Here is a 14,486-nt window from a genome sequence, read left to right as displayed (position 1 = left end):
CGGTATATACCGTCAGTATAGCGGAGAATATGTTTACATACATACACGAATGAATGTATGTTTGCATGCTAATTTTGCAGGCCATTCTAACCTGCTTGTTTGCCCGGATTGATCTTGCCTCGTGTTCAGGAGAACGCACATGACCATGGAAATATTTCATCGCCCCACAGCCCGAGCCGGGTTGATTATTGCCGGCTTGTCGACTCTGTTAGTGTTAACTGGCTGTAGCAGTGAAGACAGTGCCGGGCAGCAAGGCGGAGGCGGTTTCCCGCCGGCAGCGGTGACGGTAGAAACGGCTGAGTTGAGCAATGCCACCGTACGCCAGGATTACGCCGGACGAGCACGGGGTGCGCGGGAGGTGCAAGTGCGCGCGCGCGTCAGCGGGGTGCTTGAGGAACGGCTCTATGCAGAAGGGCAAATGGTAAAAGAGACTGATCCTTTGTTCCTTATAGACCCCAAACCAGCAGAGGCAGCGTTCCAGTTGGCCAAGGCCCAGCGTCAGGTGGCCGAAGCGAATTTGCGTCAGGCAGAGCGGGAATGGGCCCGGATCTCGTCTCTGTATAAGCGTAAAGCGGTGAGTGAGCGGGATCGTGATTCTGCCGAATCGGCTCTGGAGCTGGCGGAAGCTAATTTGGCGGTTTCCGAGGCGGGTATGACCAAAGCGGAGCTGAACCGAGGTTACACGAAAGTGACCGCGCCGTTGAGTGGCGTGACCAGCCTTGAGGACCTACCGGAAGGCAGTTTGGTGGACACGGGCACGTTGCTGACGACCATTGTTCAGCTTGATCCGGTTCACGTGCGCTTCGCGTTGCCAGAAAACGACGCCAGTATTCGCCGTGCCGCAACGGAGGGCATGGCCCGTTCGGATGAAGTTCAGGATGTATCCGCCCGGTTGGTGTTGGTGAATGGTGAAGAATATCCGATGGAGGGTCGGATTGATTTTACCGCCTCTACTCTCGACCCCCGCACCGGATCTGTGTCGGCGAGAGCCGTATTCCCGAACCCGGAACATGTGATTGTGCCGGGGCAGTTTGTGCGAGTGCGGGTTGAGCTGCAAAACTTCGAAAACGTCATACTGGTGCCGGAAGCCGCCGTAGCGGAGGGCCCCAAAGGACCGATGGTGTATGTGGTCGACAGTGAGGGTAAAGCCCAGACGCGGGGTGTTGAACTGGGCCCTGTAACCAACGGCCGCCAGATTATCCTGAAAGGATTGGAAGCCGGTGATCGTTTCATTGTCAGTGGTTTGGCCAACCTTCGCCCGGATTCACCGGTAAAGATTATGGATGAGAGTGCCAGGGAGGGCGCGAACTGATGTTGCGCACATTTATAGACCGGCCGATCTTCGCTACGGTTATCTCGATCATTATCACCTTGGGCGGTGCGTTGGCTCTGCTCGGATTGCCGGTGGAGCAATACCCGAATGTGGTGCCGCCGCAAGTCGTGGTGGACGGACGATTCCCCGGTGCCAGTGCCGATGTAATCTCTGACTCGGTGGTCGCACCGTTGGAGCAAGAGATCAACGGCGTGGACGACATGATCTATCTGGAATCCAGTGCGACCGACTCTGGCAGCTTTCGGATTTCAGTATCGTTCGAGATCGGAACCGATCCGGATCAGGCGACCATCAACGTGAACAACCGGGTACAACAGGCGCTGGCGCGACTGCCCCAATCCGTTCGCGACCAAGGCCTGAAAGTAGAAGCCCGTTCCACGTCGATTCTGCAGGTTATTGCGTTATCGTCTCCCGATAACTCCATGGACGTGGTGGAGATCTCTAACTACGCCTTGTTAAATGTGCTCGACGAACTGGTGCGATTGCCGGGTATTGGTAATGCCTCTTTGTTCGGTGCACAGGATTACTCGATGCGAATCTGGCTCCGGCCTGACAAACTCGCTCAGTACGAATTGACCCCGGGCGATGTGGCGAACGCACTGCGTGCCCAAAACGCCCAATTTGCTGCCGGCCGAATTGGCGCAGAACCGGCGCCGAAAGGACAGGCTTTTACCTTCAGTGTATCGGCCCCCGGCCGCCTGACCAGTCCAGAAGAGTTTGGCGAAGTGATTTTGCGCAGCGACGAGCAAGGTGCGTCTTTGCGTTTGAAAGACGTTGCGCGGATTGAATTAGGTGCTCTGAATTACGATTTTGCGGCGATTTATAACGGCAGTGCGACTGTGCCTATGGGCATCTATCTGCAGCCGGGAGCCAACGCCCTGGATGCCGCTGAAGCAGTGAACAAGGCGATGGCAGAGATTTCGGATCGATTCCCGGAAGGTCTGGAGTTCAGCGTTCCTTATGACACCACCCGCTTTATTGATATCTCCATTCAAGAGGTGTTCAGCACCTTTATTATGGCGGTTGTGTTGGTGGTGTTGGTGACGTTCCTGTTCCTGCAGAACATCAGTGCCACCCTGATTCCATTGATGGCCATTCCGGTGTCTTTGATCGGCACTTTTGCGGGTATGCAGGCACTGGGTTTCTCGGTGAACCTGCTGACTCTGTTCGGGTTGATACTGGCCATCGGGGTGGTGGTGGATAACGCCATTATCATTATGGAAAACGCTGAGCGGCTGATTAAAGAGAAAGGCATGACCGCATACGATGCCGCGGTAACCACCATCGGCCAGGTGTCTGGAGCGGTAGTTTCATCAACATTGGTACTGGTGGCGGTGTTTGCGCCGGTTGCGTTCTTGGGTGGGCTCAGTGGCGAGCTGTACCGGCAGTTTGCGATTACCATTGCTGTGTCGGTGGTCATTTCAGGCGTTGTGGCACTGACGCTCACACCGGCTATGTGTGCCATGCTGCTGGGCAAAGAGAGTAAACAGCTGACGGTGTTCCGCTGGTTTGATGCCGGCTTCGATAAGTTGACAGCAGGTTTCTCGGGTGTGGTGGACTGGTTGCTGAACCACGCGGTCGTGGGTGTGCTGTTGTTTGCGGCCATGCTGGGCAGCGTGGTGTTCCTGATGAACAAGATGCCTTCGGGTTTGGTGCCGCAGGAAGATCAGGGCTTTGTGTTGGCGGCTTATGCCTTGCCGCCAGTGTCGGCTATGAGCCGCACTGAGGATGCCCGGGATGAATTGGCGGCGAAGATGAAGAGCCTGCCCGAAGTGAAAGACGTGGTGGCTTTTGCCGGTTTCGATATCATTTCCAGTGCACTGCGCACCAACAGCGGTGTGGCCTTTGTGACGCTTGAAGATTGGGCTGAGCGAGAAGGCGATGGCCAGGGTGCAGCCGATATTGCCAAGAAGATCATGGGTATTGGCTTTGGCATGCCGGAAGCCTTTGTGATTGCCTTTACGCCGCCACCGATTCAAGGCTTGTCGACCACCGGTGGTGTGGAAGGCTACATTCAGGCTCGCGGTGGCCGTACCCCTGCCGAGATCAAGGCGATGGCTGACAAGTTCACTCAGGCCGCGAATGCTCGCCCGGAGTTGACCAACGTACGGGTGACGCTGGATACCGGTATTCCTCGTTACAAGGCAAACGTGGACCGTGAGAAGGCTCAGGCAGCCGGTGTGCCCATTGACCAGATCTTTACGACCATGCAGAGCACCTTTGGTGGATTGTATGTGAACGACTTTACCCTGGAGGGCCGTAACTGGCAGGTGAACCTTCAGTCGGAAGGAGAGTTTCGTAGCCATCCGGGGGATTTACGTAAGGTGTTTGTTCGCTCCCATTACGGCGAGATGATTCCGCTCAGCTCGTTGGTTGAGCTGGAACGTACCAGTGGACCCGATATCTTGAACCGATTTAACGTCTATCCGGCGGCGAAGTTGCTGGCTGACCCTGGCCCGGGGTATACCACGGGTGGGGCGCTGGCGGCGTTGGAGTCTGTCGCTGCAGAGCAGTTTGATCGCGATACGTTGGTTGGCTGGACCGGTGAAGCCTATCAGTTACAGGATTCCGCAGACTCCGGAGCCATGGCATTTGGCATGGGTTTGTTGCTGGTGTTCCTGATTCTGGCGGCACAATATGAGCGTTGGGGTTTGCCGGTGGCGGTGGCGACGGCGGTTCCGTTTGGCGTGTTTGGGGGAGCGCTGGCGTCGTTGTGGCGTGGCTTCCCGAATGATATCTATTTCCAGGTGGGGCTGTTGGTGTTGATTGGGCTGGCGGCGAAGAATGCGATTCTGATTGTGGAGTTTGCGGCGCAGAACCGGAAATCGGGTATGAGTTCGTTTGAGGCGGCCAGTGCGGCTGCGCGCCAGCGTTTCCGAGCGATTATGATGACGGCGTTGACCTTCATTGTGGGGTCGTTGCCGTTGGCGTTCAGTTCCGGCGCGGGTGCGGTGAGTCGTCAGGAGATTGGTACGGTGGTGGTTGGCGGTATGCTGGCGGCCAGTACCTTGGCGCTGTTTTTTGTGCCTTTGTTCTATATGTTAATTGAGGACTTTGGGGATTGGCGCAAGCAGCGTAAGAAGGCCTGACGATTAGAGCTGACTTCGGTCGGCTCTTTGTGAATGTTATTGAACCGCCTTGGGTTTCTGCCCTCGGCGGTTTTTTGTTGTTATGCTGTTTGGGAGTAAGAGCCGGCAGAGGGGAGGCGCTTCCAAAAACCGCTCCTTCGGCACGTCCATGTGACGCTTCTGCTCCGCCATCCATGGCTGCGCACATTTTTGGAAGCGCCTCCCCTCTGCCGATTCCCAGGCGCAGGGAGATACTTTTAGTGAACCTAAACTCGATGTCTGTCGTTGAAATAAAAGCCCAGTTGTTTGATGAGCTGGCGCTCGCCCGTACCAGAACCGAACAACTCATCAAGTCGTTATCGGACACCCAGCTGGAGGTTCCCTATCACCCCGGTGTGAATCCGCCGCTTTGGGAGATGGGGCATTCGGCGTTTTTCTATGAGGTGTTTGTATTCAAATTGCTGGACGGCACGGCGAGTTATAACCCGGCGATGGACGATCTCTGGGATTCGTTTCATGTTCAGCACCGGGATCGTTGGCGCAGGGATTTGTTTCCCGGACGTGAGGAGACGCTGGCGTATTTTCGGACGGTTTATGATCGAGTTGCGGAGCGTATTCGGCGTTGTGAGCTGACGGATCAGGAGCTGTATTTGTATCGCTATGCGATTTTTCACCAGAACATGCACATTGAGTCTTTGATCTGGTGTCGTCAGACGGTGAATTATCCGGCCCCGGCGGATTTTGTTGGTGATCGGCCGGCACCGGGTGACGCGGTTGCCGGTGATGTGGAGGTACCGGCGGGGCGTTGGGTGATGGGGATGCCCGGGGCTTCGGAGGCGTTTGCGGCGGAGGATTTTGCGTTTGATGCGGAGAAGCCGCGGTTTGAGGTGCAGTTGCCGGGGTTTGCGATCAGTCGGGCGTTGGTGACGAATCGGGAGTTTTTAGCGTTTGTTGAGGATGACGGTTATCAGCGGCCGGAGTTGTGGTCGTTTGGCGGGCAGCAGTGGTTGGCGTCAGCTCCAGGGCACCCGGTGTATTGGCGGTGCCATGAGGCGCAGTGGCAGGTTCGGTTGTTTGATCAGTGGCTGCCGTTGAACCCGGATGCGCCGGTGACACATGTTTCGTTCTGGGAGGCGGAGGCATGGTGTCGTTGGGCCGGGCGGCGTTTGCCGACGGAGTATGAGTGGGAGGTGGCCGCTTTGGCGAACCAGCCAGGTGAGGTTTTTCGGCGCTTCCCTTGGGGGAATCAGGCGCCGGACGCTTCTCGCGCGGATATGAATGGTCGCTCGATGTCGCAGAATCCCGTGTTTGATTACCCCGCGGGTGAGAGTCGGTTTGGGTGTCGGCAGATGCTGGGTTCGGTGTGGGAGTGGACCAGCGATCAGTTTTTGCCCTACGACGGCTTCAAAGTGGATATGTACCCGTTTATGTCAACGCTGCAGTTTGGCGACCACAAGGTGACTCGCGGCGGGAGTTGTGCCACGACATCGAGTTTGATTCGTGGCACGTATCGGCAGGCTTATTTGCCCCAGAGAAATGATGTGTTTACCGGTTTTCGTACCTGCGCGTTAAGTTGATGGCTGCCTGGGGTCGGAAAGCGTAACCTCCGGTTCAGGGACTTCCGGGGCTATCTGCTGCAAGTGGCTCGCTAGGGCCACCCCGGTTTCGCTCATGGTGAGATAGGCTTCGTTGGCTCCGGCTTCGCGAATGCGTTCGGCTTCGTCTTCAAACATGGTGTGGGCGACGATGTAGCCGGTGAAGCCGAGTTTCCTCAGCATGCGGGCGGCGATCAGTTTGGCTTCTATATCGCCCATAGCGAGGATGACGGCTTCCACCGAGGGCATGTGCAGGGCTTCCCAGAAGGTGTTGTCTTCGGCATCGGCGTAGACCACGTTGCGCCCCTGTTTCTGATGTCGCGCAACTTTGGCTAAGTCGGAATCCAAAGCCATGAGGCGGGCTTCGGTGTCGCTCAGTGCATCGTACGCGGCGGTTCCGGTTCGCCCCATACCCATCACAACCACGCGGGTATCACCCAATGATATCGGCAGTTCATCCGGGTGCCGCCGATCGTTTTCGAAGGGCACGAGGCGGTGGCTCCAGCGTTCGTACAGTGGGTGTGCCAAGCGGTTGAGCGGCGCGGATATCAGGAATGACAGCGCCACCGCTAAGGCCAGCGGAACCAACCATTCAGGCAGGGCTACGCTGGCGACAATCAGGCCGAACTCACTGTAATTGGTCAGTGCCAATGAGGTCAGGAAGCTGCTACGTGCACGCAGGCGGAAAAGCAGCATCAGGAAGAAGAACAAGATGCCTTTTAAGGGAAGAATCAAGGCCACGACAATTGCGAAGATGATGGCGTCTTTTCCTGGCAGGCCGTCAATGCCGATTTGAAGAAAGAATCCCACCAAGAAGATTTCTTTCACGCTCCACAAGGATTTGGCCAGTTCCTGACTTCTCGGATGGTTGGCCAGAATGGCACCGAACACCAGTGCGCCGAGTTCCGAGCTAAGCCCAACTGCCTGAAAGCCCAAGCCACCCAGCACCAGTGCAAGCAACAAGCCAAGCAGGACCAGCAGTTCTTCGTGGCCGCTTGCGTCCAGGAGCTTGTACAGAACCGGTCGAAGCAAGGGCAGACCAAATACGATCAGCGCCCATTGCGATGGCGTTTGCCCTGCCGCCAGGCTCATCACCACCAATGCAATTAAATCCTGCATGATCAGAATGCCAATCGACACTCGTCCGTGGAAAGCACGCAGTTCTCGTTTGTTTTCCAATACCTTGGCGGCCAGCACGGTCGAGGAGAAGGACAAGGCGATCGCCAGCATCAGCGAGGTGTACCAGCTGACGTCAAGAATCAGATATATGCCGGGTGCGAATACCAATGCGGTTACTGCGAAGTGCAGCAGGCTGCCACCAATGACTTCCGGGCTGATCACCGATTTCAGTTTCAGCTTGAGTCCGACGGTAAAGAGCATGAGCAAAACGCCCAGATGGGCGATGTGATCCAGCACGGCGGTGGGTTCCGGCGAGATCGGGATGGATGGGTTAGCAGCCATGGCGCTGAGGATAAAGCCCGCTGCGAGATAGCCAATGAGCGGGGGCAGATGCACCGTTTTGATCAGCAGGCCGAGGCCAAAGGCAAAGGAAATCCAGATCGCTTCAGGCATGGAAGGCTCTTACCGGGGAACAGAACAAGAAGGCTACCTTGTTTTTTCCCCGCATTGAAGTCGATTTACGGCTAACGCGCTACCATTTTTTCTTGGTCGTTATTTGACCGGTAGGGCTGGGAAAACTCAAGAAACAGCTGGGCCGATTCTTCCGGTGTTTCGATCATCGGCGCATGGCCGATGCCTTCGAGGATGGTCAGTTGGGCGCCGGGTATGTCTTGTTTGAAGAGGGCTCCATTACGGTAATCCAGCACACGATCTTCTTTGCCCCAGACGATCAGAACCGGATCTTCAATGTGTTTGATTGCATCACGAAAATCAGAGTTCAGGCCAGCTTCGCGGATGTCGGAGAAAATCTTTTTATTGATGTCTTGATTGGCAATGGCTTTTTCTTCCATCACTCCCAGTATGGGCCAGGGAATAAAGGGCTTTTCTTCCATCGCGAAGTCGACCAAACGCTCAAAGTCGCCCGGTTGGGTGGGGATCAGCGGATTGTCGCCGGCAAGCACCAGTTCGGTGAGTTCGTTGTGGTATTCCAGGATGCCGGCGGGGTTAAACAGAACCGCCGTTTCAATCTGTTCGGGGTAAGTGGCTGCATAGAGCGCGGTGATGGCCCCACCCATGGAGTTGCCCATCATGTGCATGGTTTCGATGTTCAGGGCTTTAAGAATGAGGGCAAGATAACCGACTTGCTCTTCCAGTCGGTAGCCGAGGTCGAGGGGTTTGCTGCTGTCGCCGTGGCCGGGTAGGTCGATGGCGTATACGTTGAACTCTTCGGTGAGCTCCCCTGCCATTCGTATCCAGTTGTCTTTGTTGGCGGCAAAGCCGTGCACAAGAACGATGGTGTTGCCGTTGTTGGCTTCACGGTTTCGGAGGTAAGTAATTTCCAACTCACCTACGTTTATTTGGCTGACTTCGAGCCCGGCACCGGAGCGTTCCCAGTCCATGGCATTTTCGTAAATGCCTTGCCGCGAGCATGCGGTGGTGAGCAACACCGTTACAAACAGCAGAGCAAGGGATATAGGTGATGATTGCAACATGCTTGGTTCCCCGGGAGCGTTGAGGTCGTTCATTTTTTGAAGGGGTACCACATTACGGCATAAAAAAGCCCGGTCAATGACCGGGCTGACACTGCGTGTGATCGGCGTTACAAATCAGCCTTGTTCACGGGCAATCGCCCGGTATGCAATGTCTTTACGGCAGAATACGCCGTCCCACTCAACTTTCACGGCCAATTCGTAGGCGCGCTGTTGAGCTTCGGTGACGGTGTTGCCGAGGGCTGTGGCGCAGAGTACGCGACCGCCGTTAGTGACAACGTTGCCGTCTTTTAGGCTGGTACCGGCGTGGAAGACTTTCTCGCCGTCTACCTCGGTTTCCGGCAAGCCGGAGATCACGTCGCCCTTATTGTAGCTGCCCGGATAACCACCGGCGGCCAGAACGATGCCCACTGAGGCGCGCTCGTCCCACACGGAATCACACTGGTCTAGGGTACCGTCAACGGCTGCCAGGGACAGTTCAACGATGTCAGACTTCATGCGCAGCATGATTGGCTGAGTTTCCGGATCACCGAAGCGGCAGTTGAACTCGATCACCTTGGAAGCACCGGAAGCGTCGATCATCAGGCCGGCGTACAGGAAACCCTTGTAAGGGTGGCCTTCTGCTGCCATGCCGTTAACGGTCGGCATGATCACTTCGTCCATAATGCGCTGGTGCACATCGGCTGTGACCACTGGCGCCGGAGAGTAAGCACCCATGCCGCCGGTGTTGGGGCCGGTGTCGCCGTCACCAACGCGCTTGTGATCTTGGGAAGTCGCCATGGCCAGTACGTTCTTGCCATCAACCATAACGATGAACGAGGCTTCTTCGCCGTCCAGGAACTCTTCAACGACCACGCGGCTGCCGGCATCGCCAAAGGCGTTACCAGCCAGCATGTCGCGAATGGCGTCTTCGGCTTCTTCCAGAGTCATCGCAACGATGACGCCTTTACCGGCGGCCAGGCCATCAGCCTTAACCACAATCGGTGCGCCTTTCTCACGAACGTAGGCGAGGGCTTCGTCAACGTCGGTGAAATTGGCGTAGTCCGCGGTTGGTATTTTCTGGCGGGCCAGGAAATCCTTGGTGAAGGCTTTGGAGCCTTCAAGCTGGGCTGCTCCGGCACTGGGGCCGAAGATGCGTAGGCCGCGATCTTCAAACTTGTCGACCACGCCGGCAACCAGCGGGGCTTCCGGTCCGACGATGGTGAGGCCGACATTGTTCTGTTCGGCAAAGTTGGCCAGTCCGTCCAGATCCATGACGTCCAGATCGACGTTTTCCAGACTGGGCTCGCGGGCTGTGCCGGCGTTACCTGGTGCGACAAAAACCTTGTCGGCCAGCGGGGACTTGGCGGCTTTCCAGGCCAGTGCGTGTTCACGACCGCCACTGCCGATAATCAGAATGTTCATGTTGTGCTCCTGAATGCTGTGATCAGTGACGGAAATGGCGCATGCCGGTGAAGACCATAGCGATGCCGTGTTCGTTGGCTGCGTCGATCACTTCCTGGTCGCGCATGGAACCGCCCGGTTGAATCACCGCGGTGATGCCGGCAGCGGCGGCGGCATCGATGCCGTCACGGAATGGGAAGAAGGCGTCGGAAGACATCACCGAGCCTTTGACTTCCAGACCTTCATCGGCGGCTTTAATGCCGGCGATTTTGGCGCTGTATACGCGGCTCATTTGGCCTGCACCCACACCGATGGTGCGGCCGGCTTTGGCGTAGACGATGGCGTTGGACTTAACGTATTTGGCCACTTCCCAGGCAAACAACAGGTCGTTCAGCTCTTCTTCGGTGGGCTGGCGGTCGGTAACCACTTTAACGTCTTCCATCGCTACCATGCCCAAGTCGCGATCTTGAACCAGCAGGCCGCCGGTGACGCGCTTGTAGTCCATGGTCTTGGCTCGGTGGCTGTCGAATTCGCCGCAGGCCAGCAGGCGAACGTTCTTCTTGGCAGATACGATCTCTACCGCTTCCGGCGCGATGCTAGGGGCAATGATGACTTCCACGAACTGGCGATCAACGATGGCTTGGGCGGTTTTAGTATCGAGCTCGCGGTTAAAGGCGATGATGCCACCGAAGGCTGAGGTCGGATCGGTGGCGAAGGCCAGGTCGTAGGCCTGAAGAATGTCGGCACCAATGGCGACGCCGCAAGGGTTGGCGTGCTTAACAATGACGCAGGCAGGATCTGCGAATGGCTTCACGCATTCCAGAGCGGCGTCGGTATCGGCTACGTTGTTGTAGCTGAGCTCTTTGCCTTGCAGTTGTTTGGCAGTGGCGACGCAAGCTTCACGCGGGTTGCTTTCGGCATAGAAAGCGGCGCGTTGGTGCGGGTTTTCGCCGTAACGCATATCCTGAACCTTCACAAACTGGGCGTTGAAGGTGCGAGGGAAGTCAGCGTTGTCGTTATCCGGTGTGCGTCCGCCTAGGTAGTTGGCGATGGCACCGTCGTAACCGGCGGTGTGTTCGAAGGCTTTGACCGCCAGATCGAAACGGGTGTTGTAGGTCAGGTCACCGTCGTTTTCTTCGAGTTCTTTCAATACGCGGCTGTAGTCGGAAGCGTTCACCACAATGGCAACGTCGTTATGGTTTTTAGCCGCGGCGCGAACCATTGTCGGGCCACCGATGTCGATGTTTTCGATGGCCGTGGCGAGATCGCAATCCGGGTTGGCAACGGTGTCTTCGAACGGGTAGAGGTTCACCACCACCATATCGATCGGGTTAATGCCGTGCTCGGCCATGATGGCGTCGTCGGTACCGCGACGGCCCAGAACGCCACCGTGGATCTTCGGATGCAGGGTTTTCACCCGGCCGTCCATCATTTCCGGGAAGCCGGTGTAGTCGGACACTTCGGTGACCGGTACTTTGTTTTCCTGTAGCAGTCGGAAAGTGCCGCCAGTAGAGAGCAGCTCTATACCGCGTTCGGTCAGGGCACGGCCGAAATCGACGATGCCAGTTTTATCACTCACGCTGATCAGGGCGCGACGGACGGGGGTGTTAGCCTGGTTTGCCATGGTTCAGTTTCTTCGCTGTTCAGATAAGCCGAGGGTAGCCTGAATAAAGAACAAAGGCCTCGCGAACGAATCCGGGAGGCCCTTGTGGATCGAGTCTGATTATAGCAGACCGTATTGCTTCAGTTTCTTGCGCAGGGTTCCGCGATTCAGACCAAGCATGGTGGATGCCTTGGTTTGGTTGTTGCGGGTGTACTTCATTACCTGCTCGAGCAGCGGTGCTTCAACTTCAGAGAGCACCAGTTGATACACATCGGTGACGGGTGCTCCGTCCAGTTGCGCGAAGTAGTTCTTCAGAGCAACTTCTACGCTGTCGCGCAGGGTGACGCTATTGCCGCTGCCGTTTACCGTGTGCAACTGATGCAATTCATCGTTGGCCGGGGTGCTCAGATTATCGTGTGCCAAAGTCTCAGCGGTCATGCTGCGAATACCTCTCCATTTCGTAAGCGTGCAAAGTACTGTGCGATGCTGTCTTTTTGCTCCAGTGGGTCTTCGATCCCATTGAAGCGACTGCGGAACTGTTTGCTTTCGTCGTGGGTCTGCAGATACCAGCCCACATGTTTTCTGGCGATACGCACGCCCATCTTTTCCCCGTAGAAGCTGTGCAGCTCGGCAAGATGCTCCAGGAGTATCTGCTCGACTTCATTCAGGGGCGGAGCCGCAAGGTGTTCGCCGGTTTCCAGAAAGTGCATGATTTCCCGGAAAATCCATGGACGGCCTTGTGCGCCTCTGCCGATCAGCAGCCCGTCTGCGCCGGTGTAGGTCAGCACATGGCGGGCTTTCTCTGGTGTGGTGATGTCGCCATTGGCAAACACTGGAATACCAACACTGGCTTTTACTTCGGCAATGGTGTCGTATTCGGCATCGCCCAGGTATTTGTCGGCTCTTGTGCGGCCGTGTACAGCGAGGGCCCGAATGCCTGCGTCTTCCGCCATTTTTGCAATTATTTTGGCGTTTCGGTTGTCGCGATCCCAACCTGTGCGCATTTTCAGTGTCACCGGAATATCAACGGCGCTGACCACCGCTTCCAGAATTTCCCGAACCAGCTTTTCGTCTTTCATCAAGGCCGAACCAGCGGCCTTGTTGCAAACTTTTTTGGCTGGACACCCCATGTTGATGTCGATGATCTGGGCACCAAACTTGGCGTTTTGCCTTGCGGCATCGGCCAGCATGTCTGGGTCGCCGCCGGCAATTTGCACTGACCGGGGTTCGGGTTCGCCCTGATGGTTCATCCGGGTGCGAGATTTGCGCGTATGCCAGAGCTTGCTATCCGCTATGACCATTTCCGATACAGCCAAACCGGCGCCCATTCTTCGACACAAAAGCCGAAACGGGCGATCTGTTACACCGGCCATGGGTGCAACTATCAATGGGTTGGGCAGGGTGTACGGCCCGATTTTTGCCGTTGGCAGCATGATCTGAGTCCGTGTCACAGCGGGTTTAGCAAAATTCGGTTTTTAGTCGTTGCTCAAAATCTGATCGACTGTTTCCCGAAGGGCGGTAATGATACCGCCGAGGGCAGTTTGATTGAAGGGATAAATGAGCGAAAAAGTTGATTATTTTTCGCTCTGTCTGGTTGACTTTTGCTCGACCGACTGCAGGCCTTTGTTTGGGCTATCGGTATCTACGGACGGAAGAGCAGGTTGTAGTTGACCGCGTCGCGTCCGGGGTCGCGAATCCGGATCGCAATCTTGACCGGGGTATCTGTGGGCATGTTTTCCAGTGCCTTGCCGTCACCGGCGATATACTCTTCGGGGCCGAAAACGCTTTGCGCCACCACGTCTCCATTCAAGTTGGAAAAGGTCAGGGCAATAGAGGGAAATGGCTGCTCGAAGTTGGCGCGATTGATGATAACCGCATCGACGATCAACTGGTTTCGGTTGTCCGGGGCTGTGCGAACCACCAATTTACGGCTTTGTATGGCATCGACATTCACCAGTGGCTGAAGCTCGCAACCGGCCAATTCACAGCCTTTCTCGTAAAAGGGTCGTAGCTGAGGAATGGCGGATAACCGGTCAAACTGGAACCAGGTAGCCTGTGCCACTAAGAGCCCAAGCAGTGCGAGTGTCACAAGACTCCACAGCACTGCCCGAAGGCGGCTGCCCCCGCCGCCAACCGACACTGGCTCTCGCCGTAAATCCTGATATAAGGTCGCAGAGGTTTGTTCCGGGCGAGCCTGATTAATTATGGGGTCGCCCATCTGGTCAGCTTCTTCGCTTGAGAGGGCTGGGCCGCCTGTTTCTTGGTCGTGCTGGCCGTCTGAAGCAGAGCTGACGGATGCTGTTTCAGGCTCAGGCTCAGGCTCAGGCTCAGGCTCAGGCTCAGGCTCAGGCTCAGGCTCAGGCTCAGGCTCAGCGGTATGTTTCTCTGGATGTGCGGGATGATCGTCTGAAAGCATGGCTTCTGCCCAGCTTTCATCGATATTTGCGCTTATAGGGTCTTCGTGGTCTTCAGAGAAACTTTCGTTATGACGGTCGTCAACCGAGAGAAAACTTTCGCTCAGTTCGTCTTCAGAGAACGTGAGTTTGCCCCCTGCGTAAAGGCCTTCTTCCGCATCCTCTTCAGGGTTATCAGCGAAGACAAAGTCGTCGTCAATCACGCTGCTGCGGGTGTCTTCGTTGGTGGAATCTTTAGTTATTGAAGGTCCGGAGCGGGCAGGGGTTGGAGATGACGCACTCTCGCGGGAAGCCGTTATGGGGTGCTCTTTCGCGTTAAAGATGGCCATGCAGTTGCCGCAGCGGACTTTGCCTCCGGCGACACTGAGCTGTTCGTCAGTTACCCGAAAACGAGTGGCGCACTCGGGGCACTGTGTTTGCAGGCTGCTCTGGGTCATGCTGTTATCCTGAACGCTCCGTCACTGCGTGATTACTAAGAACC

Annotated in this window: 10 protein-coding genes; 3 read left to right on the top strand and 7 right to left on the bottom strand. The window is 56.3% G+C overall.

What is annotated here, in order from left to right; all coding sequences use genetic code 11:
• Positions 1 to 139 precede the first annotated feature (139 nt).
• The 3 genes from K5L82_RS12250 to senA all read left to right on the top strand — a co-directional run bounded on the left by K5L82_RS12250 (position 140) and on the right by senA (position 5,978).
• A complete protein-coding gene (locus tag K5L82_RS12250; RefSeq protein ID WP_223134332.1) occupies positions 140 to 1,312 on the top strand; it encodes an efflux RND transporter periplasmic adaptor subunit in 1,173 nt (390 codons plus the stop codon).
• Positions 1,312 to 4,422, top strand: a complete 3,111-nt coding sequence (locus tag K5L82_RS12245) for an efflux RND transporter permease subunit (protein ID WP_133007322.1) — start codon at positions 1,312 to 1,314, stop codon at positions 4,420 to 4,422. The genes K5L82_RS12250 and K5L82_RS12245 overlap by 1 nt, the downstream gene beginning before the upstream one ends.
• A 239-nt stretch (positions 4,423 to 4,661) precedes the next feature.
• Positions 4,662 to 5,978 carry a selenoneine synthase SenA gene (gene senA / locus K5L82_RS12240; RefSeq protein ID WP_316933393.1) on the top strand — a complete coding sequence of 439 codons (1,317 nt, stop codon included), beginning with the start codon at positions 4,662 to 4,664 and terminating at the stop codon, positions 5,976 to 5,978.
• On the opposite strand, the gene K5L82_RS12235 is transcribed toward senA, so the two are convergent.
• From K5L82_RS12235 to K5L82_RS12205, 7 genes are all read right to left on the bottom strand, one after another.
• Positions 5,970 to 7,568: a cation:proton antiporter family protein gene (locus tag K5L82_RS12235; protein WP_223134331.1), complete on the bottom strand. Its 1,599-nt coding sequence runs from the start codon at positions 7,566 to 7,568 to the stop codon at positions 5,970 to 5,972. The genes senA and K5L82_RS12235 overlap by 9 nt on opposite strands.
• A gap of 71 nt (positions 7,569 to 7,639) precedes the next feature.
• Positions 7,640 to 8,608: an alpha/beta fold hydrolase gene (locus K5L82_RS12230; RefSeq protein ID WP_133007324.1), complete on the bottom strand. Its 969-nt coding sequence runs from the start codon at positions 8,606 to 8,608 to the stop codon at positions 7,640 to 7,642.
• Between the two features lie 114 nt (positions 8,609 to 8,722).
• Complete coding sequence (purD, locus tag K5L82_RS12225) at positions 8,723 to 10,009, bottom strand: phosphoribosylamine--glycine ligase (RefSeq protein WP_223134330.1); 1,287 nt, start codon at positions 10,007 to 10,009, stop codon at positions 8,723 to 8,725.
• Between the two features lie 22 nt (positions 10,010 to 10,031).
• Positions 10,032 to 11,612, bottom strand: a complete 1,581-nt coding sequence (gene purH, locus K5L82_RS12220; RefSeq protein WP_223134329.1) for a bifunctional phosphoribosylaminoimidazolecarboxamide formyltransferase/IMP cyclohydrolase — start codon at positions 11,610 to 11,612, stop codon at positions 10,032 to 10,034.
• A gap of 99 nt (positions 11,613 to 11,711) precedes the next feature.
• Positions 11,712 to 12,029: a DNA-binding transcriptional regulator Fis gene (gene fis, locus K5L82_RS12215; protein WP_133007327.1), complete on the bottom strand. Its 318-nt coding sequence runs from the start codon at positions 12,027 to 12,029 to the stop codon at positions 11,712 to 11,714.
• Complete coding sequence (dusB, locus tag K5L82_RS12210; protein ID WP_223134328.1) at positions 12,026 to 13,024, bottom strand: tRNA dihydrouridine synthase DusB; 999 nt, start codon at positions 13,022 to 13,024, stop codon at positions 12,026 to 12,028. The genes fis and dusB overlap by 4 nt, the downstream gene beginning before the upstream one ends.
• 209 nt (positions 13,025 to 13,233) lie before the next feature.
• Entirely contained in the window at positions 13,234 to 14,442 is a 1,209-nt protein-coding gene (locus tag K5L82_RS12205; protein WP_223134327.1) for a DUF3426 domain-containing protein, read from the bottom strand.
• Positions 14,443 to 14,486: the final 44 nt, after the last annotated feature.

Origin of the sequence: Marinobacter sp. AL4B, from assembly GCF_019916045.1 — a bacterium.
GTDB lineage: Bacteria > Pseudomonadota > Gammaproteobacteria > Pseudomonadales > Oleiphilaceae > Marinobacter.
The sequence above is the reverse complement of the archived record's forward strand: the minus strand, read 5'-3'. Positions and strand labels throughout refer to the sequence as shown.

Coding starts and splice junctions, on each gene's coding strand:
- K5L82_RS12250 (WP_223134332.1), top strand. CDS start 140: ATGACCATGGAAATATTTCATCGCCCCACAGCCCGAGCCGGGTTGATT.
- K5L82_RS12245 (WP_133007322.1), top strand. CDS start 1,312: ATGTTGCGCACATTTATAGACCGGCCGATCTTCGCTACGGTTATCTCG.
- K5L82_RS12235 (WP_223134331.1), bottom strand. CDS start 7,568: ATGCCTGAAGCGATCTGGATTTCCTTTGCCTTTGGCCTCGGCCTGCTG.
- K5L82_RS12230 (WP_133007324.1), bottom strand. CDS start 8,608: ATGTTGCAATCATCACCTATATCCCTTGCTCTGCTGTTTGTAACGGTG.
- purD (WP_223134330.1), bottom strand. CDS start 10,009: ATGAACATTCTGATTATCGGCAGTGGCGGTCGTGAACACGCACTGGCC.
- purH (WP_223134329.1), bottom strand. CDS start 11,612: ATGGCAAACCAGGCTAACACCCCCGTCCGTCGCGCCCTGATCAGCGTG.
- fis (WP_133007327.1), bottom strand. CDS start 12,029: ATGACCGCTGAGACTTTGGCACACGATAATCTGAGCACCCCGGCCAAC.
- dusB (WP_223134328.1), bottom strand. CDS start 13,024: ATGCTGCCAACGGCAAAAATCGGGCCGTACACCCTGCCCAACCCATTG.
- K5L82_RS12205 (WP_223134327.1), bottom strand. CDS start 14,442: ATGACCCAGAGCAGCCTGCAAACACAGTGCCCCGAGTGCGCCACTCGT.